This is a genomic window from Streptomyces sp. NPDC031210, assembly GCF_055570395.1.
The window spans coordinates 173969-192733 of record NZ_JBVIHH010000014.1 but is presented as its reverse complement, the minus strand read 5'-3'; the positions used below and the strand labels follow the sequence as shown (position 1 = coordinate 192733).

General features: G+C 68.5%; 19 protein-coding genes. 14 read left to right on the top strand and 5 right to left on the bottom strand.

The window, feature by feature from the left end:
* The first annotated feature begins 46 nt into the window (after nucleotides 1–46).
* Nucleotides 47–742: a hypothetical protein gene (locus ACZ45Z_RS25005; RefSeq protein ID WP_468366399.1), complete on the top strand. Its 696-nt coding sequence runs from the start codon at nucleotides 47–49 to the stop codon at nucleotides 740–742.
* A gap of 234 nt (nucleotides 743–976) precedes the next feature.
* Here ACZ45Z_RS25005 and ACZ45Z_RS25000 read toward each other — a convergent pair whose 3' ends face one another.
* The 3 genes from ACZ45Z_RS25000 to ACZ45Z_RS24990 form a co-directional block, all read right to left on the bottom strand.
* Nucleotides 977–1672 carry a hypothetical protein gene (locus ACZ45Z_RS25000; protein WP_468366397.1) on the bottom strand — a complete coding sequence of 232 codons (696 nt, stop codon included), beginning with the start codon at nucleotides 1670–1672 and terminating at the stop codon, nucleotides 977–979.
* Nucleotides 1673–1808: 136 nt separating this feature from the next.
* A complete protein-coding gene (locus ACZ45Z_RS24995) occupies nucleotides 1809–2891 on the bottom strand; it encodes a WD40 repeat domain-containing protein (protein ID WP_468366394.1) in 1083 nt (360 codons plus the stop codon).
* 273 nt (nucleotides 2892–3164) lie between these two features.
* Nucleotides 3165–4448, bottom strand: a complete 1284-nt coding sequence (locus ACZ45Z_RS24990) for a vanadium-dependent haloperoxidase (protein ID WP_468366391.1) — start codon at nucleotides 4446–4448, stop codon at nucleotides 3165–3167.
* A gap of 725 nt (nucleotides 4449–5173) precedes the next feature.
* On the opposite strand from ACZ45Z_RS24990, the gene ACZ45Z_RS24985 reads away from it, so the two are divergent.
* Nucleotides 5174–5470: a hypothetical protein gene (locus ACZ45Z_RS24985; RefSeq protein WP_468366389.1), complete on the top strand. Its 297-nt coding sequence runs from the start codon at nucleotides 5174–5176 to the stop codon at nucleotides 5468–5470.
* Between the two features lie 284 nt (nucleotides 5471–5754).
* Here ACZ45Z_RS24985 and ACZ45Z_RS24980 read toward each other — a convergent pair whose 3' ends face one another.
* Nucleotides 5755–7257 carry a SulP family inorganic anion transporter gene (locus tag ACZ45Z_RS24980; protein WP_468366387.1) on the bottom strand — a complete coding sequence of 501 codons (1503 nt, stop codon included), beginning with the start codon at nucleotides 7255–7257 and terminating at the stop codon, nucleotides 5755–5757.
* Nucleotides 7258–7693: 436 nt separating this feature from the next.
* Here ACZ45Z_RS24980 and ACZ45Z_RS24975 point away from each other — a divergent pair, with 436 nt between their 5' ends.
* Nucleotides 7694–8107, top strand: coding sequence for a MerR family transcriptional regulator (locus ACZ45Z_RS24975; RefSeq protein ID WP_468366384.1), 414 nt, complete (start codon nucleotides 7694–7696; stop codon nucleotides 8105–8107).
* Between the two features lie 176 nt (nucleotides 8108–8283).
* Here the strand turns inward: ACZ45Z_RS24975 and ACZ45Z_RS24970 are convergent, their stop codons facing one another.
* The gene (locus tag ACZ45Z_RS24970; protein ID WP_468366381.1) at nucleotides 8284–8751 is read right to left on the bottom strand and encodes a DUF2690 domain-containing protein; all 468 of its coding nucleotides are present in this window, start codon (nucleotides 8749–8751) and stop codon (nucleotides 8284–8286) included.
* Nucleotides 8752–8993: 242 nt separating this feature from the next.
* On the opposite strand from ACZ45Z_RS24970, the gene ACZ45Z_RS24965 reads away from it, so the two are divergent.
* From ACZ45Z_RS24965 to ACZ45Z_RS24915, 11 genes are all read left to right on the top strand, one after another.
* Nucleotides 8994–9167 (top strand): ABC transporter substrate-binding protein, encoded by a 174-nt coding sequence (locus ACZ45Z_RS24965; protein WP_468366378.1) that lies wholly within the window; start codon nucleotides 8994–8996, stop codon nucleotides 9165–9167.
* A 1-nt stretch (nucleotide 9168) separates the two neighbouring features.
* Complete coding sequence (locus ACZ45Z_RS24960; protein ID WP_468366522.1) at nucleotides 9169–9750, top strand: ABC transporter substrate-binding protein; 582 nt, start codon at nucleotides 9169–9171, stop codon at nucleotides 9748–9750.
* 1171 nt (nucleotides 9751–10921) lie between these two features.
* Nucleotides 10922–11164 (top strand): tyrosine-type recombinase/integrase, encoded by a 243-nt coding sequence (locus ACZ45Z_RS24955; protein ID WP_468366519.1) that lies wholly within the window; start codon nucleotides 10922–10924, stop codon nucleotides 11162–11164.
* An 83-nt stretch (nucleotides 11165–11247) separates the two neighbouring features.
* Nucleotides 11248–12435, top strand: a complete 1188-nt coding sequence (locus ACZ45Z_RS24950; protein WP_468366375.1) for a hypothetical protein — start codon at nucleotides 11248–11250, stop codon at nucleotides 12433–12435.
* Nucleotides 12399–12959: a hypothetical protein gene (locus ACZ45Z_RS24945; protein ID WP_468366538.1), complete on the top strand. Its 561-nt coding sequence runs from the start codon at nucleotides 12399–12401 to the stop codon at nucleotides 12957–12959. The genes ACZ45Z_RS24950 and ACZ45Z_RS24945 overlap by 37 nt, the downstream gene beginning before the upstream one ends.
* Entirely contained in the window at nucleotides 12845–13174 is a 330-nt protein-coding gene (locus ACZ45Z_RS24940) for a tyrosine-type recombinase/integrase (protein ID WP_468366373.1), read from the top strand. The genes ACZ45Z_RS24945 and ACZ45Z_RS24940 overlap by 115 nt, the downstream gene beginning before the upstream one ends.
* An 875-nt stretch (nucleotides 13175–14049) precedes the next feature.
* Nucleotides 14050–14211: a lasso RiPP family leader peptide-containing protein gene (locus tag ACZ45Z_RS24935; protein ID WP_468366370.1), complete on the top strand. Its 162-nt coding sequence runs from the start codon at nucleotides 14050–14052 to the stop codon at nucleotides 14209–14211.
* A gap of 55 nt (nucleotides 14212–14266) precedes the next feature.
* On the top strand, nucleotides 14267–16159 hold the full coding sequence (locus tag ACZ45Z_RS24930) for an asparagine synthase-related protein (RefSeq protein WP_468366367.1): 1893 nt from the start codon (nucleotides 14267–14269) through the stop codon (nucleotides 16157–16159).
* A complete protein-coding gene (locus ACZ45Z_RS24925) occupies nucleotides 16156–16467 on the top strand; it encodes a lasso peptide biosynthesis PqqD family chaperone (RefSeq protein WP_468366365.1) in 312 nt (103 codons plus the stop codon). Before ACZ45Z_RS24930 ends, ACZ45Z_RS24925 begins: the two co-directional genes overlap by 4 nt.
* Nucleotides 16464–16895: a lasso peptide biosynthesis B2 protein gene (locus ACZ45Z_RS24920; protein WP_468366362.1), complete on the top strand. Its 432-nt coding sequence runs from the start codon at nucleotides 16464–16466 to the stop codon at nucleotides 16893–16895. The genes ACZ45Z_RS24925 and ACZ45Z_RS24920 overlap by 4 nt, the downstream gene beginning before the upstream one ends.
* Nucleotides 16892–18694 carry an ABC transporter ATP-binding protein gene (locus ACZ45Z_RS24915; protein ID WP_468366359.1) on the top strand — a complete coding sequence of 601 codons (1803 nt, stop codon included), beginning with the start codon at nucleotides 16892–16894 and terminating at the stop codon, nucleotides 18692–18694. Before ACZ45Z_RS24920 ends, ACZ45Z_RS24915 begins: the two co-directional genes overlap by 4 nt.
* Nucleotides 18695–18765 lie beyond the last annotated feature (71 nt).

Genomic DNA, 18765 nt, shown 5'->3' with positions numbered 1-18765 from the left:
ACGGTGACTGGCAACCACCACCTTCGCTGTGAGGTTAGGAAAGCCCATGACTGACTCCCTTCTCCACCAGACCATCGAAAACCTCGAAAGCGCCCTTCCCGAACTCGAGGATCAGGAAAGGCGGTTGCGCGGAGAACTGGAAGAGGTGGTCCAACGCGTTACTTCCGCCCGCCACGCCCTGGAGCACCTGCGCGTCCTGACCGGCGCCGCCGCTGCCCACGGATCGTCCCCGGCTCCCGCCGCAGCGACGACGGAACCGTCGTCCGCGGGGTCTGAAACAGTCGCGGCAGCAGATGTCAGCGCAGGCCAGGACTCCCCCAAGCCGGAAGCCCCCGCCGCTCCCGTGGCAACCGCCGCGCCGGAACGAGCGGCGGCCGCGGTGCCGCAGCCGCGGGCGGCAGCGTCTTCACGCGCCAAGGCCGGTACGGCGAAGAGGCGCGCCGGCACGAAGACCGCGGAGAAGAAGACCGCTGCGCCCGCGAGGCCGAAGGCGAAGAAGGCGGCCTCGAAACGAGCCGCTGCCGCGCAGCCGACGGCCAAGGACACCGGAAAGCTCATCGATGCCGCGCTTGACGTCCTCAAGAACGCCGGCACGCCGATGCGCGCCCAAGAGGTCAACGCCGCCCTGGGCCGGGAGGCCACGCCGGGACAGATCGAATCTGTGCGCAACACCCTCGACCGTGTGGCGAAGCAGAACAAGCTGGTGACACGTCCCGGGCGAGGCACCTACGCCGCGCTCTGACTGAGGTCACGCAGCCGCAGGCCGGCTTGCGGAAGGCTTTCCTGCACGTCGTCGCGGATCTCCCAGCGGATCCGCGGACGACGGCATTTCTCCAAGTCGTAGCCACGGCCGACGAACAGGCCCGTTTGGGGGGCGCCCCGACGGGGCTGCTCCGATGGCGAAACCGGTGGCCGGCTGAAGCGGATGGGTCCAACTCCCGTCCGCGTCCCGACGGACACGCCCCAGGCCCCCGCGCTACCGCCAGATCGCCGTACGCCAGCGGAGGCCGGGGGTGAGGTGTTTCAGGTAGCGGGCGTCGGTCACCGTGAATCTGATGTCTGCGTACGGGCGCTCCTCGAAGGGGCGGTTGTTGATCAACTCCCAGCCCTCGTCGTACAGGTCCACCTCCCCCTCCTCGAACTCTTCCTGTGCCAGTTCCGCGTCGGTCAGCGGATCCCCGTCGTTGAACCGGACGACCTCGCTGGCCAGCGGCACATTCAGCAGCGGGCCGACCTCGTAGGAAGTGACGATCGAGGGAGCGTGATGGACGAGGTCCTCCTCCGGGACTTCCACGGAAAAGTACTTGGAGATCCCGTCTCGCCCGGAGGAGCTGCGGTTGCCGGGCACGGTCTCGGCGTGCCGGCGTGGTTCCAGCAGGGTCTGACCGTCGTCCGAAAGGACGTAGCCGTCCTCGTTGACGCGTATCTTCCGCCGGCAGTAGATCATCGCCTCCATCTCGGGGCGCTGCGCGGTGACGAAGGGGTCCTCGTCACCGAGTTGGGCGGTGCTGGGCGCCTCGTCGTCCTCCGGGAACCAGGTCTCGAAGATCAAGGACACGGGGAAAGTACGGCCCTTGGGGACGGAGGCGGCGTCGGGATTGATGATGTGGACCCGCCCGCGGAGGGTTGTGCCCTCCACCGCGTCGACGGAGATGGTGAAAAGATCAGTCACGGGGTGCGCTTTCTCTTGTGAACGGCCGCCTGTGGAGCGGGAGTTGCGGATAAGGGTGCTGCCCGTCATGTTCTCGGCGGCGCGAGAGGCAGCCGGGGTGTGGCGGTTGTCTGTCCGATGACAGGTGACTGACAGGTCAGTGGACGGCGCGCGTGAGATCCCACAGGCGGACATCGTCATCGTCCGACGAGGTCACGGCGACCGGGGTTCCCGCGATCTCGGTGACGGCTTCGAGAGAGCCGGGAAGCGGGAGACCGAGTTGTTCGCCACGCGCCAGATCCCATATCCGACTGGTGCCGTCGTCGCTGCCGGTGACCGCGATCGCGCGTCCGGCGATCCGTGCGGTTCCCATCGTGGAAATGGTCTGGGTGTGGCCGGTCAGAGGCTCTCCCAGCGCCTTTCCGCTGTCCAGGTCCCACCGGTGGAGGACATGCCCGTCTCCCCCTGCCGCCACCAGTTTCCGGCCGTCGCCCTCCGCTACCGCGAGAGCTCTGACGGCAGGCTCGATACCGGTCAGTGTCTGTCCTACCTGCTGACCGTCCATGAGGTCCCAGACCTGTACGAAGTCGTCGTGTCCGCCGGTGACGGCGACGGGACGGCCGGCGAGGAGACCCGCTCCCATGCCCCCGTTGTAGCTGGCGTCCAGCGCCGTCACGCGTTCACCGCGCGTCAGGTTCCAGGCCCGCAGCCTCCCCTCCTCACAACAGCTCACCGCGAGCACCCCCGAGTCGCTCGTCACTGTGGTGAGCGAGGCGACGCCGAGGCCATGACCGGTGAGCGTCTTCCCGATCTTGCGACCGGTGCGCAGATCCCAGACCCGCACCGCCCCGCCCACGGTCCCCAGGTCCGGGCCGGACAGATCGAAACGTCCGCCGCCGGTGATGACCACGGGCCGGCAGCCCAGACGCGCAACCGCAACCTCGGAAGCGATCTCCCAGGCATCCACCTGACACCGGGGGCGCTCTCCCTCTCCGTCCTCCTCGGTGGCGTCGTCGTCCCATTCACCGACCTCGTAGTACCACTCGTCGTCGGGGCCGGCGGCGTCGAGTTCAAGGGGACGCCGGGTGCACGTCCCGTTGAGAAGGTCGCACACCCACAGCGTCGCGTCAGCGTCGACGCTGACAGTGGCGGGAGCGCCCTCCACCTCCATGACGGGGGTGCTGTCGTGGCGGGCATGGGTGTGGCCGCGAAAGCGCGCGATCTTTCGATCATCAGTCATGGCGGGAGCCTAACTTCGCCCACTGACAGTCGAGTTGTCGCCCCAAGCTGCCAGGCAGGGCAGCTTCACGAGTGGATCCGTGCGGTTCCCGCGCGCAAGCACCGCGACCGCTGTCCGCCGGTCACCGATGTGCCCATACGGAACGACCGGAGTCTCCGACCACGTTTGCGAAGCCGGCGCCGCGACCTGTCAGGGAACCTGCCACTGGCGTCAATCGTGTGGAGTTGGGCCCCCTCGCCCGATGGGTCGTTCGGGCGAGGGGACCTCATGTGCTCACAGGTCGCCGAACAGCCGCCCCGCGTTGCGCAGCGCGTGGGCGGCGACGCGATTGCCGAGGGTGAGGCCGGCCTGGTCCGCGGAGCGGGTGTGGATGCCCGAGAAGACTCGGGCGTCCTCGTTCTCCCTGGAGAGGCTGCGCCAGGCCGTGTACGTACGGGTCACTCCGGGCGCTGTGGGACTCGTCAGCTCGAACGGGGCGGTGCGAGGCCCGGCCAGCGCCGAGAGAACGACTTCCGCGGCCCCCGAGTAGGTGTTGTGGCCGCTGGGGTAGTCGGGGTGGGCCGGCGTGGCGTGCAGCGGCGCCCACGACGGGTCCGGGTCGACCGTGCCCGTGCCGGTGCGGATGGCGGTGACCGGGCGCCAGCACTGATACGCGTACTTGCTGTCGGAGGTGGCGATCTGCGTGTCCACCTCTGCCACGTGGAACAGCGCCACCAGCCTCGCCCGTTCGGCGAGGGACTGCGGCGACCTCGACAGGGCGACCCGCAGCGGTGCGGTGTACAGCGTCAGCGAGGAACCCAACCAGAAGTTGGCGGTCTCGGTCTGGTGCGCCGTGCGCACCGCGCTGTTCACGGCCCCGTACGCACGCACCTCGGCCAGATCAGAGCGGTAGCGCGCGGAGTCCAGGGCGGGCGGCCTGGGAAGCCGGTACTGGTCGGCGCTGCTCAGCAGGAAGGGTCTGGCCAGCCGGTTTCCGTACTGCGTAGCCGGGGCGTAGGCGGGCGGAGTAGGCCGCCACACTCCTGGGGCCGTCGGCCCCAGGGTGAACGGCGCGTTCACCGAAGCCGGGTCGAGGCCGTCGCCCTCACGGGACGCGCGCACCAGCCGGGCCTGGCGGGCGCCGGTCGCCACGCCCCTCGACTCGGCAGGTCCGTCCGGGATGCGGTCGAGGGTCGTGCGCAGCGCGGCGTCCAGCGCCCCGGTGCGAGACGGGACGAGAGCCACGAGGGAGTCGTGGACGGCGGATGCGAGGGCCGCGTCCTGGAAGTCGCTTCGGTCGACGGCCGACGGCACGCTCCGCACGGCACGCGCTGCCGCGAGCCAACTGATGGCCCAGGCCCGGGAGTCGGTGATCTGGGTCGTAGCACCTCCCTTCGCTACGGTCTCGGCTGTCGCGTCGTACCAGTCGAGTGCCACGGACGCGCCAGCCTGCCGCGTCCCCGCCGCGGCCGTGGCTGACGGGAGGGTGACGGAGCCGGCCACGAGGGCGACCGAGCCCAGCGCCACCAGCGCGGTGCGGAGGGGATGGACGGTGCGGCGGGTTCTGAGCGGATTCATGCGTACTCCTTCGCGGGGGCTGCCTGATACGTGTGGTAGAGGTACGCCGCACGCGCAGCGTGGGCACAGGCACAGGCACGATCGACGGTTCGCATCAGGTCGACGGTTCGCCGCTGCGTGAACCGCGGGAGAGGGAGATCCAGAGGGCGGCGAAGCTCTCTACGCACCGATTCCCGTTCCCTGGAGGGGAGTTGGAAGACACGCATCCGCAACGACGGTTTCGCACCGCCGCCATGTGACCGTTACGGAACCGTCGCCGGTCGCACCGATGAATGCCTGCGCTGTTCGTCCCTGTAGTCGCCATGCCGTCCTCAAGCACCGGGGGCCTCAGTGTGGCTGGCGCCGCACCGCAACAAATGTGACCAGCAGCATTCTGGATGACGGTTCTCACCATCCCGGGAAGCATCGCCGGGCGTTGTCCGCATCTGTGAAGCTCCGTCGCCGTCCAGAGCCAATGGAGCTCCTTCAGGCACATCAGTCCCTCAGGCGCATCAGGCGCGACCCTTCCGGCGCCCGCAACGCGTAGAGCGAGGCCGATGAAAGGGTGTCGGCGAGTGGGTGGATGCCGGGAAGGAAGCCGTGATGATCACGGTACGCAGCCGCGAGGCTGTGCTGGTGCGCAGCGCGCGGTAACTCAAACGGCGGCGCTCTCCGCGCCTCCCCTTGCGGACGCTGGTCGACTGAACGGCGAGGAACCGGCAGTCGACGAGAGAGAAGAATCCACCATGGCGGTCATCATTGTGCATGAGCTTCCGGGAGCCACTCAGGCGCAGTACGAGCAGGTCACGAACGGCGTGACGGGTGGGCGCGGCCTGGTGAGGGCCAGCTCCGACTGGCCGGTACCGGGCCTGATCTCGCATGTCGCGGGGCCCACTCCCAACGGCTGGCTGGTGGTGGACGTCTGGGAATCCGCGCAGGCGTTCCAGCAGTTCGCGGAGACGCTTATGCCGATCGCGCGGGAGGCCGGGTTCCCAGACGTCGAGCCGAGGGTGTACGAGGCCTTCAACCTGGTGACCAGCTAAATCCGCTCGGTCACAGCCACTCACCCGGTCGAGGCACCCTCGGTCGGGTGACTTGCGCGGCGGGGAGCCGCAGGACGCCGGACACCCTCGCCAGCGTCCGCGCTGCCTGCGGCCTGCGGCCTGCGGCGCAGGGGCCACCGGCTCACGACCTCCGCCGGATCGTCGCCCTTCGCGCGACAGCGGATGCGCCGCGACAGCGGATGGGCCGTAACAGCGGATCGGCGATCCCGAACGACGAAGGACCCCGGCCGGCGGCCGGGGTCCTGTCGTGTTCCTCAGGGCCGTCAGTGGCTGGCGAGTTCGCCGCTGAGCTTGCCGTGCAGGTCGGCGCTCGGGTCGTTCAGGCCGATGATCTCGACCGTCTTGCCGCGTTGGGCGTACTTGGTCTCGATGGCATCCAGTGCGGCCACCGAGGAGGCGTCCCAGATGTGCGCGGCACTCAGGTCGATGACGACCTTGTCCGGGTCGCTCGCGTAGTCGAACTGGCCGACGAGGTCGTTGGACGAGGCGAAGAACAGCTCACCGGTCACGGAGTACACCACGGTGGCGTGGTCCGGGTCGGTGACGGCGGTGACGTGGGCGAGGTGGGCCACGCGCTTGGCGAAGATGACCATGGCGGTGATGGAGCCGACGACCACGCCGATGGCGAGGTTGCCGGTGGCGACCACGACCACGACGGTGATCGCCATGACGGTGATCTCGCCGGTGGGCATCCGCCTGAGGGTCTTGGGCGCGATGGAATGCCAGTCGAACGTCGCGAACGACACCATCACCATCACCGCGACCAGGGCGGCCATGGGGATGTCGGAGACGACCGACCCGAAGACGATGCACAGCACCATCAGGAACGCGCCCGCCAGGAAGGTGGACAGGCGGGTGCGGGCGCCGGACACCTTCACATTGATCATCGTCTGGCCGATCACGGCGCAGCCGCCCATGCCGCCGAAGAAGCCGGTGACAATGTTCGCGATGCCCTGACCGATGGACTCCCGCGTCTTGGAGGAGTGGGTGTCGGTGATGTCATCGACGAGCTTGGCGGTCATCAACGACTCCATCAGCCCGACCAGCGCCATGGCGAGCGCGTACGGAGCGACGGTGGTCAGGGTGTCCACGGTGAAGGGCACGTCGGGCAGGCCCGGCACCGGCAGGGAGGACGGCAGGTCACCCTTGTCGCCGACGGTCGGCACCGCTATCCCGGCCGCCACCGTGATGACGGTGAGGATGACGATGGAGACCAACGGCGCCGGGATCACCTTGGTGATCTTCGGGAAGAACACCATCAGCGCCAGGCCCGCGGCGATCAGCGGATAGACCGCCCACGGCACGTCGTGCATCTCCGGCACCTGCGCCATGAAGACCAGAATGGCGAGGGAGTTGACGAAGCCGACCATCACCGACCGGGGCACGAACCGCATCAGCTTGGCGACGCCGAGCGCGCCGAGGAGGATCTGAATGACTCCGGCCAGGATCACGGCGGCGACGAGATATCCGAAACCGTGCTCACGGTTCAGGGGTGCGATCACGAGCGCGACGGCGCCGGTCGCCGCCGAGATCATCGCGCGGCGTCCGCCGACGAGGGAAATGGTCACGGCCATGGTGAAGGAGGCGAACAGGCCGATCGCCGGGTCCACACCGGCGATGATCGAGAACGAGATCGCCTCGGGGATCAGCGCGAGCGCGACCACCAGGCCGGCCAGCACCTCGGTGCGCCACACCTTCGGATCGGACAGCCAGTCGGGGCGCAGGCCGCGCAGCCGAGCGGCGGGAGTCACTGCGGGAGAAGACAAGGAAACGGGAACCTGTCGTGCTCGGGCACACTCCGCTCCGGCAGGCCAGGAGTGTGCGGGAGGACGCGGAAGGGCCGGGCCGGCACCCCGCGGACGACCCGCGCGGGGCGGGCCGGAAGTCGAGGAAGGACGGAAGACCCGGGGCCTGCGCGCTGGCGCGGCCGGGTCAGCTCACGTCCGGGGGCGAAGCGTCACGGCGGGGAGGTGGCGGCGATCGGCGTCATGGGCTCGCGCACGCGCTTTCTCCCGCCCCTTCCGCCTTCCGCCTCTTCCGCAAGATCGGATCCTCGCCGGGGCGTCATCGGCCCGGACACATCGATGGCGGGGCAGCGGCAGGCCGCCCTCACCATCAGCAACTCTACCCTAACGTTAGGGTAGAGACGGGTGGGGTCGCATGGGACGCGGCCCGCCATGACGAGAAGGGCCGGGACGCGGCGTGGACGACAAGCACATGCAGATCGGCGAAGTCGCCGCGCGGACCGAACTGTCCCTGCGCACCATCCGCCACTACGAGGAGACGGGACTGGTCACCCCTTCGGCCCGTTCCCACGGCGGCTTCCGCCTCTACACCGAAACCGACGTCGCCCGCCTCATGGTCATCCGCCGCATGAAGCCGCTCGGCTTCACCCTCGACCAGATGCGCGACCTGCTCGACGCCACCGATCGCCTCGACAACGACGACGCGCTCGACGACGCCGACCGCGAGGCCCTGCTGAAGCGCGTACGCGAGTACGAGCGGGCCGCCACCGAACAGGTCGAGAAGCTCCGCGCCCAGCTCTCCCGCGCCGAGGACTTCGCCGCCACGCTGGGCGCTCGCCTGGAGCGGAAAGCCCCTGCCGCGCGCCCCTGAACCCGCGACGTCATGCCGGAGCGGGGCTGCCCCGTCCCGCGAGCTACCCGGACCGGGCACCCTCGCCGCCATGGCCGTCATCACCGCCATGGCCGCCATGGCCGTCATCGCTGCCATGGCCGTCGTCGCGGTCGCCCGGCCACTTCACGGCATCCGGGCTTCCTTGCGCCCGTCGGTCAGTAGTTTCCGGTCCGGCCCTTGTAGACCAGGACGCTGCCGTCATACCAGCCATACGCATAGCTGGTGACGTTGTGGTCGCCGACCATCGCCGTGTAGCAAGAGCCCCCGTTGTACGGCACGGTGCACTTGTACGACCGGCCGTCACTGTTACGGATGATCTTCGTGTACGGGGCCGCCGCGTTGTTCACGTCGTAGCTCCCCTTCGACATGCGCGACCAGATGGCCTCACACGACGGCGAATACCGCATCTCCACCAACCGGTAGCCGCTGCCCGACGGCAGCGAGAAACTGTCCACCGTGCGGGCGTCCCCCTGACAGTAGGCCGCCGGGTCCTTGCCATCACACCCGGTGTGCCAGCAACCGCCCGTTGCTCCGGCGGGCGCCGCCTGCGCTGAGGGCGCCAGTACCAGCGTGCCGGTTGTCAGGGCCAGGGCCCCCGCCACAGCGGCGATCTTCCGTTTCATGATCCCCTCCGTTTCCCTTCAGGCATGACTGCCTTCAGGAGTCCGGCGCCGCGCTACCCAACTCCGCATCTCCCTATGCTCCTGTTGCACACCACAGGCGCACATCATCCTAAGAATGGCGAAATCGGGGCTATAGCACGGCATTACATCCCAACCGAGCAGGACCCCCGTGTGCGCTCGGGGATGCGGGGGGCTCACCGAGGGCCTGGGCGACGTCCTGTGGGTGCGTCAGCCGGGGCCAGTTGGGCCCAAACTCGCGTCCGCTGATTACCTACGAGACCGAAGCGCCCGACAAGCTGCGCGAGGGCGTCAAGTGGGAGGACGGCTCAACCGTGACGTCCCAGGACGTCAAGTACGGCATCGAGCGGCTCTGGGCGCACGACGTCGGCCCGGGCGGCCCCCGCCTCCCTCCGTAGCCTGCTCGACCCCCATGGTGAATACCGTGGCCCGGACAAAGACACCTCGAAGCGCGGCCTTGCGTCCATCGAGACGCCCGACGACCGGACCATCGCGTTCACCTTGCCCAAGGCGCACCCTGACTTCGAACAACTGCTGGCCACGCCCGCCGCATCGCCCGCGAAACGGTCTCACCACAGCAGGTCCGCACCGGGTGATCCACCGCTGTCCAACGGCCTGTACGAGTTCCTGTCCTACCGTCCGGGAAAGTCGGTGGAGCTCCGGCGCAACATCCACTGGGCGGAGGAAACCGACCCGATCCGTGCGGCCCTGCCCGACAAAATCGCCGTGCGCGTCGACTACCTCAGCGGGCAGAGCTATTGGAAGCCGCTAGTCGACGGCCGCGCCCTCGCACCGAGGGGGAACGTCAATATCGCCGAGGTCGACTCCGCGCCGTCAACAAGCTCCTCGACCAAGCCGCCGAAGCCGATCCGACGGCCGCGGCATTGCTCTACTGGCAGGTCAACCGCAAAGTCGCGGAAGGCGCCCACTATCTGCCGATCCTCAACGAGGACATCGTCAGTTGGCGCGGCCCACGCCTGACCAATGTGTCCGTCTCGCCTGTGTACGGCGGCTACGACTTCGTGTCGCTGGGGATCAGACACGCGTGCAGGTGGCGAAGCCCTGTCCATCGGGTGGGGTAGGACGGGAAGCCAGTCGAGGTCGCGCCTCGCTCCGGAGACCCGGCGCCACGTCGTCACCGAGGACAAGCGGGAGCGGCAGGCCGGCCTCGGAGCCGCGTGAAGGGGGGTGGGAGATACGTTGGCTCCCACCCCGCTTCGCGCTCATCCGAGGGCTTGCGTCAATCGTCCCAGCGCAGGCACTGCCCGGCTACCCAACTCCTGATGCCGGCGAGGTGGGCCCAGTCCCTGCCGCCACCGCAATTGCTGAAGTGGCCGCCCTTCTTGATCTTGTTGATGCAGACCCGCTTTCCCTTCGCCAGCCAGCCGTTGAAGTGATAATGCCGCGACGGACCACTGCGCTTGGCCAGCTTGATCTTCGTCCTGTGGTGGTAGCACCTAGAAGTTACGTGGAATGACTTGAGAGGCTGACTCCCCTCAAATGGGAGGCATTGGGCTGAAGGGATCTGCGGGACAGCATGGTGGTGTTGAGGGAGAAGTGGCCGATACTCGGGCGCCATGAGCAGGCGGTCGCTTGGCTCCAGATCTGGCAGGACTTGGGGAGAGCGCCTCGGACGATCGACGCGTACGCGGGGGGGGGGCTGGCCTAGTACTTGGAGTTGTGCGAGGGCGATGCCGTCGATCCGGTAGCCGCCACTCGGGCCCATATCGCCCTATACGTACGGGAGTTGCGGTCGCGTCCGAGTCGGCGCGGTGGCAATGTGGTGGCGTTGGACTCCGGCGTGGGCTTGTCCAATGCGACCCTGCAGCAGCGTCTGGTGTCGGTAGCGGTTGTGGTTGTTCTACGACTTCCTGGTCGAGGAGGGGGAACGCGAGACCAACCCGGTCGGCCGGGGCCGGTACACACCCGGATCGCGCTTTGGTGGCCAGCAGCGTGGACTGGTACCGCGACTGACGAAGCTGCCGTGGATCCCCAGCGAAGAGCAGTGGCGCAGGCTGTTGGTGGTAGCCGCGACGGAGCCGGTACGAAATCGGGTCATGCTGGCACTGGCTTACGACGCAGCACTCCGGCGAGAGGAGTTGTGCTCGCTGCGAACCGATGACCTGGATCCGGCGCGGCGGCTGGTGCGGGACTGGATCGCTTCTCCACCCACACGACCCGGCATCTGTGCCTTACCGACCTGGCGCGGATGGGCTGGGAGGTGCACGCCATCGCGACGTTCGCCGGTCATCGGCACACCGATTCGACCATGCGCTACATCCACCTGTCCGGACGGGACCTGGCCGACAAACTCACACGCGGGATGGAGCACATTCACGCCCAGCGGATCGCGCTGCTGACCGCTGTTGCCGACAGCATCGGGGGTGCCAGGTGACCGGGCCGGCCGCTACCGCACCCGAGCCGTCACCGAGGTGGTCTTGGCCGCTGCCCAACTCGCGCTGGGACCGTGACCCACGGTTGAGCCGTGCGGAGCGCGAAACGTTGCGGCAGGCAGGTGCTCGGCTGTTGCAGCCCTGGCGATTGACGCGTGTGGAGCGAGGTGAGCTGCGGCGCCTGCTGAGGCCACTTGAGGAGGTGCGGTCCTGCCTGTGCTTCCCGGACACGCCGGGACACCATCGGTGGGTCGAGTACCAGACCCTCGGCCTGTTGCTGACACAATCTGCCGAGCTCGGATCGGCGTGCTGGGGCTGGGACCGGGCCGAATGGACCCGCCTGATCGACGCCGAGGCGCGGGACTGGAGCCAGCAGTGGCCGCCGCAGACGTCGACGTCATGCCGCCCCCGGCTGCTGGCCTTCGGATATCTTCTGGACGCTCCCATGGACGAGGCCCTGCTGCGGGGCTTCGATTGCCTCACGCTGGCGCGCCGGATTTTTGGCCCCGAGATCGTGGACAGTGAGATCGCCAGAGTGCGCGGGTTGCTGAGCGGCTGGGGCTATCACCTGACGGATCCGGCTCACCGCGCGTTGCCGACTGTGACCGCGCACGCGATGCTGATCAACCGAAGCCCTCTGCTCGCGGACATGGACGACCATCTGCTCGCGCGCCTGCGGGAGGCCACCACCTCGACCAGGACCACATCCGGTGGCGTTCACTCGCTGCAGCGGTCGCTGGCTTCGCTGGGGCTCTGCCAGCCACCCGTCCCGCGTAATTACGCCGTCCTCAGCGACCACACGTCCCAGAAGTGGACGGATGTGCCCGCAGCGTGGGCCGAGGTGGTTCGGCGTTGGTTCGACACCTCCACGCTGAGCCGCAATGTCCGGCTGGCCTATCGTCAGGACCTGGCCCGCATCGGCCGATGGTTGGCCGTCGAGCTTCCTCACGTCACCGAGCCGGCGCACTGGAGTAGGGCCACCTGCGCGGCCTGGGTGGCGACTGTGGACCGGCTGCGGATCGGTGACTACGTCGAACGGTCCTCCGCTCGCGGGGTGTTCGGCGATCCGATGTCCGCCTCCACCAAGCACGGCGCGCTGACCGCGCCCGCGCGTTCTTCCGCGATCTGCAGGAATGGGAGTGGATCCCGCGCCGGTTCGATCCCGGGCGTGCGCTGGAGACGCCCCGCAGCATCCGTGCGTTGCTGGGGCCGAGCCCACGGGTCATCGCCGATGGCGTGTGGGCCAAGCTGCTGTGGGCCGGCATCAATCTGACCGCTGATGACTTGCCCACGCCGAGGGGTGGCTCGCGCTATCCGCTCGAACTCTCCCGCGCCGTGGCGCTGACCTGGCTGTTCAGCGGCCAGCGCAGCGATGAGATCTGGCGTCTGCGCACCGGATGCGTGCGCTGGCAGCATGGCGGGGCATTCGTCAGTGCTGACGCATCCGATGTACTGGCGAGCGACGCCGTCTGCCTGCTGGACGTGCCGACTCACAAGACCGGCACGAGCTTCACCAAGCCGGTCGACCCGCTGCTCGGCCAGGCGATCGAGATCTGGCAGGCCATCCGCCCCGAGCAGCCCCCGATGCTCGACGCGAAAACCAGCGAGCGGGTCGACTTCCTGTTCGCCTACCGGGCCGGCGCGTCTCCAAGCACTACATCAACCGGACGATCATCCCGTCGTTGTGCACGAAGGCAGGGGTTCCCACCAGTGACGTCCGCGGAAAGATCACAAGCCACCGCGCGCGGAGCACCATCGCCAGTCAGCTCTACAACGCCAAGGAGCCGATGCCCCTGATCGAGCTGCAGGCGTGGCTTGGCCATCGCTCGCCGAGCTCCACCCAGCACTACGCCAAGATCAGCCCGAACACGTTGACCAAGGCATACACGGAAGCCGGCTACTTCGCGCGAAACGTCCGCTCCATCGAGGTCCTCGTCGACCGCGATGCGGTGACCTCCGGTGCGGCGGCCAACGGCGAGCCGTGGCAATACTTCGATCTCGGACACGGCTGATGCACCTACAGCTTCTTCGAACAGTGTCAGCACCGGATGGCCTGCGCCCGGTGCGACTTCTACGCCCCGAAGGGCTCCAGCAAAGCCCAACTCCTCGAAGCAAAAGAGAATTTGCAGCGCATGCTCGCCTCCAATCCCCTTACCGATGACGAACGCTCGCAGTTGACGACGGCCAGGCTGCCGTCGACGCTCTCCTCGAACGGCTCGCAGACGTCCCCACCCCTGCCGGCCCAACGCCACGAGACCTCGGCCTCCCCGCCACCTCCACCATGCTGCCCATCGTGGAGGTCCGCCAGGGTGGCTCATAGGCGAGAAGTGAGACTATTCGGACGGTCGAATTGAACGCCGCGATCCGTCGCAACGCGCGGGACGAGGGGCGGTCCTGCTGGCCAGGCGGTCGGGGACGGCACAGGTCAGTTCGTGGAACTCCGCCTGTCGCTCGTCCTGGTGCAGTTCGTACCAGTAGCCGTGGGGCCGCTGTGCTGCCGCGGTCGGCCGACGGCGAAGGAGCCAGTCGCTGCCGATGAGGGCTGCCCGGCGCCGACAGGACCGGCGTTCCTGTCGGCGCCGCCGGGCCCCGGCCCTCACCGCGTCCCTCGCAGGAGTGACATCCGGACTGCGCGGCCTTCCGGCCGGTCAGCCACCGTCCGGAAGGCCGCTGCGGCAGTGGTTCGTTACCCCACGGCGATGCCGCAGCAGCGTCCGGGCCGACGGCCGGCAGGAAGGCCACACGGGTGACGGCCGCATGAACAGGCCTAACCGGACCCACCTCAAGGACGGCCCGGGGAGTACATCCAAGGCACCACACGTGGTAGTTATGTGATCACCGAAAGCGATCTTCGGTGGCGATCAACCTTTCCCTTCTGGAGGCAGAGATGCAGCACGAGTTCGAGAACGTCCACATGGAGGAGCCGGCCGTGGAGCCGGTGACCGCGTCGTACGAGCCGCCGATGGTGACGGAGGCCGGTGCCTTCGCCGAGGTGACCCGCGGCGGCAGCGGCCAGTACAGGGAAGCCGGGGTTGGCCGCTTCCTGTGAGGGGTGCTCCGCACTGATCTGACCGCCCGCATCACCCGCCCGTCGTGAGGACAGTATGTATTGGTTCGTCACCCTGCCGGACAGCCCTCCGTCTCAGCTGATCCTGGAGGAGCTGGGGGGCAACCGTGTGCTGATCGCCAACCATGCCTCGGGATACCCGTGGCTCGTGGGTTGGCTTCCGGTGACTTGGGTGCGAGTCTTCACGGCGGGCGCCGTGCGGCTGGCGGTTTTGGGAAGGACAGCGGAGGTCAACGCCTGTGTCCCCAACGCGACGCGCGCTGGGGACACAGGGGCCCCGCAAGGCGCCTCCACACCACTGCTGACAGGGCTTGCCCGGGTCCGTGATCTGCCGGACCTCAACGACCTCGACACGCTCGCGGCCTTGGCCCGCGGCAGCTTTCATCTGGCGCTCTCCGCGTACGGCAAGAGCCGGGCGCAGGGGACCGCGTCAGGTCTGCGCAGGCTTTACCAGGCCCCGCATCATGGCGTGACCGTCGTCGCCGACCGTGCCGATGTGCTGGCGCGGCTCACCGGGGCCTCTGTGGAAACGCGGGCATTGGCCGCTCATCTGCTCGTGGGAGGGCTCCCCGCGCCGTTGGACGAGTTGTCCTGCTGGAGCGGGGTCGAGGCGGTGCCGAGCGGCAGCGCGGTCACCGTCGACCACCAAGGCCGCCCGCGCCTTCGGCCCTGGTGGCATGGCCCGGCAGCCGAGGTTCCTTTGAAGCAGGGAGCACTCGCGGTGGGCGGAGCGCTTTCCGCTGCGGTCGAGGACCGCATGCGTGCCGAGAAGAGCCAGGAACGCCTTGTGGGCTGTGACCTGTCCGGCGGACTCGATTCCACGTCCCTCGCCTTTCTCGCTGCCCCGTCCAGCGCCCTGGGGACCTTGACTGTCCAGTTCGCCGACGCCGCCAACGATGACCCGATCTGGGCCGCGCGCGCTCGGGAGCTGCTGCCCAGCCTTGGCGGACCGGCGCTCTCCCTAGCAGGCGACCAGGTGCCAGCCCAGTACGCCTCCGCCGCCTCCGCTCCACGCCCGACCGACGCTCCCTCACCGCTGCTGCGCGGCAGGGCCGTCTTGGATGCCGGCGCAGCGGCCTACGCCAAGCACGGCATCAGCTTGCATCTGGCGGGGCATGGCGGCGATGAAGTGCTTCAGGCCACCCCCGGCTATCTGCACGGGCTCGTGCGCCGCCATCCTGTGCAGGCCATCCGGGATGTGCGCGGATACCGCTCGCGCAGACGCTGGCCGCTGGGCCCCACGATGCGGGCTCTCACCGACAGCCGGCCGTACGGGAAATGGCTCGCTGACGAGGCAAGGCTGCTGAGGGCCCCCGAGCAGGTGAGCTCGCCGTTCGGCTGGGGAGAGCCGCTGCGGTTGGCGCCCTGGGCCACCCCGGAGGCCGAAGCGCTCGTTGCCGGTCTGCTGAAGGAAGCGGCCGACGGTGTCGAGCCGCTCTCCCCTGACCGGGGACAGCATCACAGCTTGCACCGCGTCCGGTCAGCAGCGCAGGTCTACCGGCTGATGCGCCAGGAATTGCACACCCCCTGGATCTCCCTGCCCTTCCTGGACGACAGGGTGGTCGAAGCGTGCCTGGCGGTACGCCCGATTCACCGCGGCACCCCGTTCGCCTACAAACAGGTGCTCACCACCGCCATGCGAGACGTCGTCCCGGACGAGCTGCTGGCCAGGACCACCAAGGGCAGCACGGACACCGATTTCTACGACGGCCTTCGCACCCACCGCCGCGCGCTCATCGACATCGTGGAGCGGTCCGAACTGGCTGCGCACGGCCTGATCGAAACGGCCGCTCTGCACACCGCGCTGCTCGTCCCGACGCCGCACACCTCCACGGCGCTGGAGGACACCCTCGCCTGCGAACACTGGCTATTGCACCGCGCCCCGGCACCACTGTCCACCGACCTGTACCAGACCGAGGAATACGCGTGACCGTACGACTGCAGCCGCATGTCTCCACCGCCGTCACCGACAACGGCATGGCCGTGCTGGAGGAGACCACCGGCAGGTTCTTCGAACTCAACGCCACCGGAGCGACAGTCCTGACGGCGTTGCTGGACGGAGCTCATCCCCAGGAGCTCGCCCAGCGCCTCTCCAAGGGAACGGATACCGGTGTCGAGCGTGTCAGCGCGGACATCGCGGCTTTCGTGACATGCCTGACGGAACAGGGGCTGGCCGAGGCCGACATGGAAGCCGACCACGGCCCTGACGCCCGTACCCTCCGCGGAGATGTGACATGAGCGTCTCCACCGCCCTGCCCGCCGAGACCCGTCCCGCACTCTGGCGTCGGCCCCCGGTCCGGGTCGCCATCGTCCTCGCCTGGCTGCTGGCGAAGCAGCCGCCACACCGCATCCGTGCCGTGCTCAGCCGGATCCGACGCGGTGCTCGCCCCGCCACCTTCGCCGAGGCACGCCGGGCCCGCGTCAGTGTCGTCGCGCTCAGCGTGTTCTGCGCGGGCGAGGGCTGCTTGCAACGCTCCCTCGCCACCGCACTGCTGTGCCGGATGCGTGGCAGCTGGCCCACTTGGTGTACCGGAGTGCGCACCCAGCCGTTCGCCGCCCACGCCTGGGTAGAGGCCGAAGGGCAACCCGTCGACGAGCCGCATCCGGCAGACCACTACCGGACCATCATGGCTGTCGGGGCCCACGTACCGCAGACCACGACGTGAGCGACGTCGTACCAGAAAGCATGCTCAGGCTTCGTATGCTGGTCCGGTTGACCCGCGGCCATCGCAAGGTTCTGGCCCTGTGCATTGTGCTGACGCTCTGCACTCTGGGTCTTGGCTTGTCCCAGCCGCTGTTGGTGAGCCATGTCGTCGATGCGGCCGGGCGCCACGGTCCACCTCCGTGGCCCGCCGTCGGGGCCCTGACCGCCCTCATCACAGCCCAGGCACTTCTCCAGACCGCCAGCGGCTACGTGCTGGGACGAACCGGTGAGGACATCGTCCTGCAGCTTCGAACCACTCTCATCGGCCACCTTCTGCGGCTGCCGGCCCGCGACTACCAACGCCACCGCCTGGGTGATCTGCTCTCCCGCGCGAGCACCGACACCACAGCCCTGCGCGATGCCCTCACCACGGGCTGTACCGACGCCGTGACGGGAGTCATCGGCCTGCTGGGCGCCCTCGCACTGATGGCATGGCTCGACCCGTGGCTGCTGGCGACCGCCGTGACCGTCGTCGCCGTGATCGCCCTAACGGTGCTGCCCGCCGTGCACCGCATGCGCCCGGCCTCCGAGGCCAACCAGCGGATGCTGGGCAATATGAGCGCCGATCTGGAGCGCGCGCTCAGCGCGATCCGCACGGTGCGCATGAGCGGCGCCACTCAGCGCGAGACCGACCGCATCACCGCTCACGCCCGCCAAGCCCGCGCCGCCGGAATCCGAATGGCGCGGCTGAACGCGGGTCTCATGCCGGCCAGCGAACTCGCCCTCCACACCGCGCTGACCGCTACGGTCGTGGTCGGAGCAGTCCGCACCTCTCAGGGCACTGCCTCGATCGCTGACCTGGCCGCGTTCCTGCTCTATCTCAACTATCTCTCCGTTCCCCTCACCGCCCTCGTCAGCGCCGCCGCCCTGCTGCAACAGGCCAGCGGCGCTGCCGGCCGCATCGCCGAAACCCTCGCCCAGCCGCAGGAAGCCGACAGCAGCCGCGAAGCGCAGCCAGCACCAGCCGGCGCCACCCACAGCACCCCGGCCCCCTCGCCCGGCACGCCCGTACTGGAGTTTCAAGACGTCTGGTACAGCCACGAACGGGAGCGCATGGTGCTACGGGGAGCAAGCTTCCAGTTGCCGCCGCGCGGAGTCACCGCACTGTTCGGCGACTCCGGCTCAGGCAAGACAACCGTGCTCAACCTCGCCGCCCGTCTCCACACACCAGACAGCGGGCGCGTCCTCTTTCAGGGCACTGACGTGATGCGATTGCCCGTGGCGGGGTACCGACGTGTGGTCGGCCTCGTAGAACAGCACAGCCCCCTCCTGCACGGTTCCATCCGCGACAACCTCGCCTACGCCGCACCCGAGGCCACCGACGAGGAACTGTGGGCCCTCCTGGAACTTACCGGGTTGGCAACCCATGTCCGCACACTGCCCGACGGCCTGGACACCATGGTCGGTGAACACGGCACGGCCCTGTCCGGAGGCCAACGGCAGCGCATCGCCATCGCCCGAGCCCTCGCGGCACGCCCTGCGCTGGTCCTTCTCGATGAACCAACCGCCCACTTGGACCCCGCCGCCGAGGAATCCGTACTCGCGGCCCTGCAGCACATCGGACAGCACTGCGCACTGCTGGTGGTCACACACCGCGAAACCGTCCTGCCAGGCACCACCAGCCGTCTCCTGCTCGACAACGGGGTCGCGCGCAGCTCTTGTGATGGCCCTCCCACGGGGCATGTGCCAACTCAGGAAGGCGGCGAAGGAGCCGTACCCGCTCCATACCCGAGCCTGCCGAAACGGTTGAACGGCTCGTAGCGGCACCCTCTTTCATGCCTCCAGCACAGCAAGATCACCTGACCAGGAACCCTGTTCGATCAGAAGCAAAA

Bases quoted from the DNA above. Each gene is read 5' to 3' on its own strand.
- ACZ45Z_RS25005 (WP_468366399.1), top strand. From the start codon at position 47: ATGACTGACTCCCTTCTCCACCAGACCATCGAAAACCTCGAAAGCGCC.
- ACZ45Z_RS24995 (WP_468366394.1), bottom strand. From the start codon at position 2,891: ATGACTGATGATCGAAAGATCGCGCGCTTTCGCGGCCACACCCATGCC.
- ACZ45Z_RS24990 (WP_468366391.1), bottom strand. From the start codon at position 4,448: ATGAATCCGCTCAGAACCCGCCGCACCGTCCATCCCCTCCGCACCGCG.
- ACZ45Z_RS24985 (WP_468366389.1), top strand. From the start codon at position 5,174: ATGGCGGTCATCATTGTGCATGAGCTTCCGGGAGCCACTCAGGCGCAG.
- ACZ45Z_RS24970 (WP_468366381.1), bottom strand. From the start codon at position 8,751: ATGAAACGGAAGATCGCCGCTGTGGCGGGGGCCCTGGCCCTGACAACC.
- ACZ45Z_RS24935 (WP_468366370.1), top strand. From the start codon at position 14,050: ATGCAGCACGAGTTCGAGAACGTCCACATGGAGGAGCCGGCCGTGGAG.
- ACZ45Z_RS24930 (WP_468366367.1), top strand. From the start codon at position 14,267: ATGTATTGGTTCGTCACCCTGCCGGACAGCCCTCCGTCTCAGCTGATC.
- ACZ45Z_RS24920 (WP_468366362.1), top strand. From the start codon at position 16,464: ATGAGCGTCTCCACCGCCCTGCCCGCCGAGACCCGTCCCGCACTCTGG.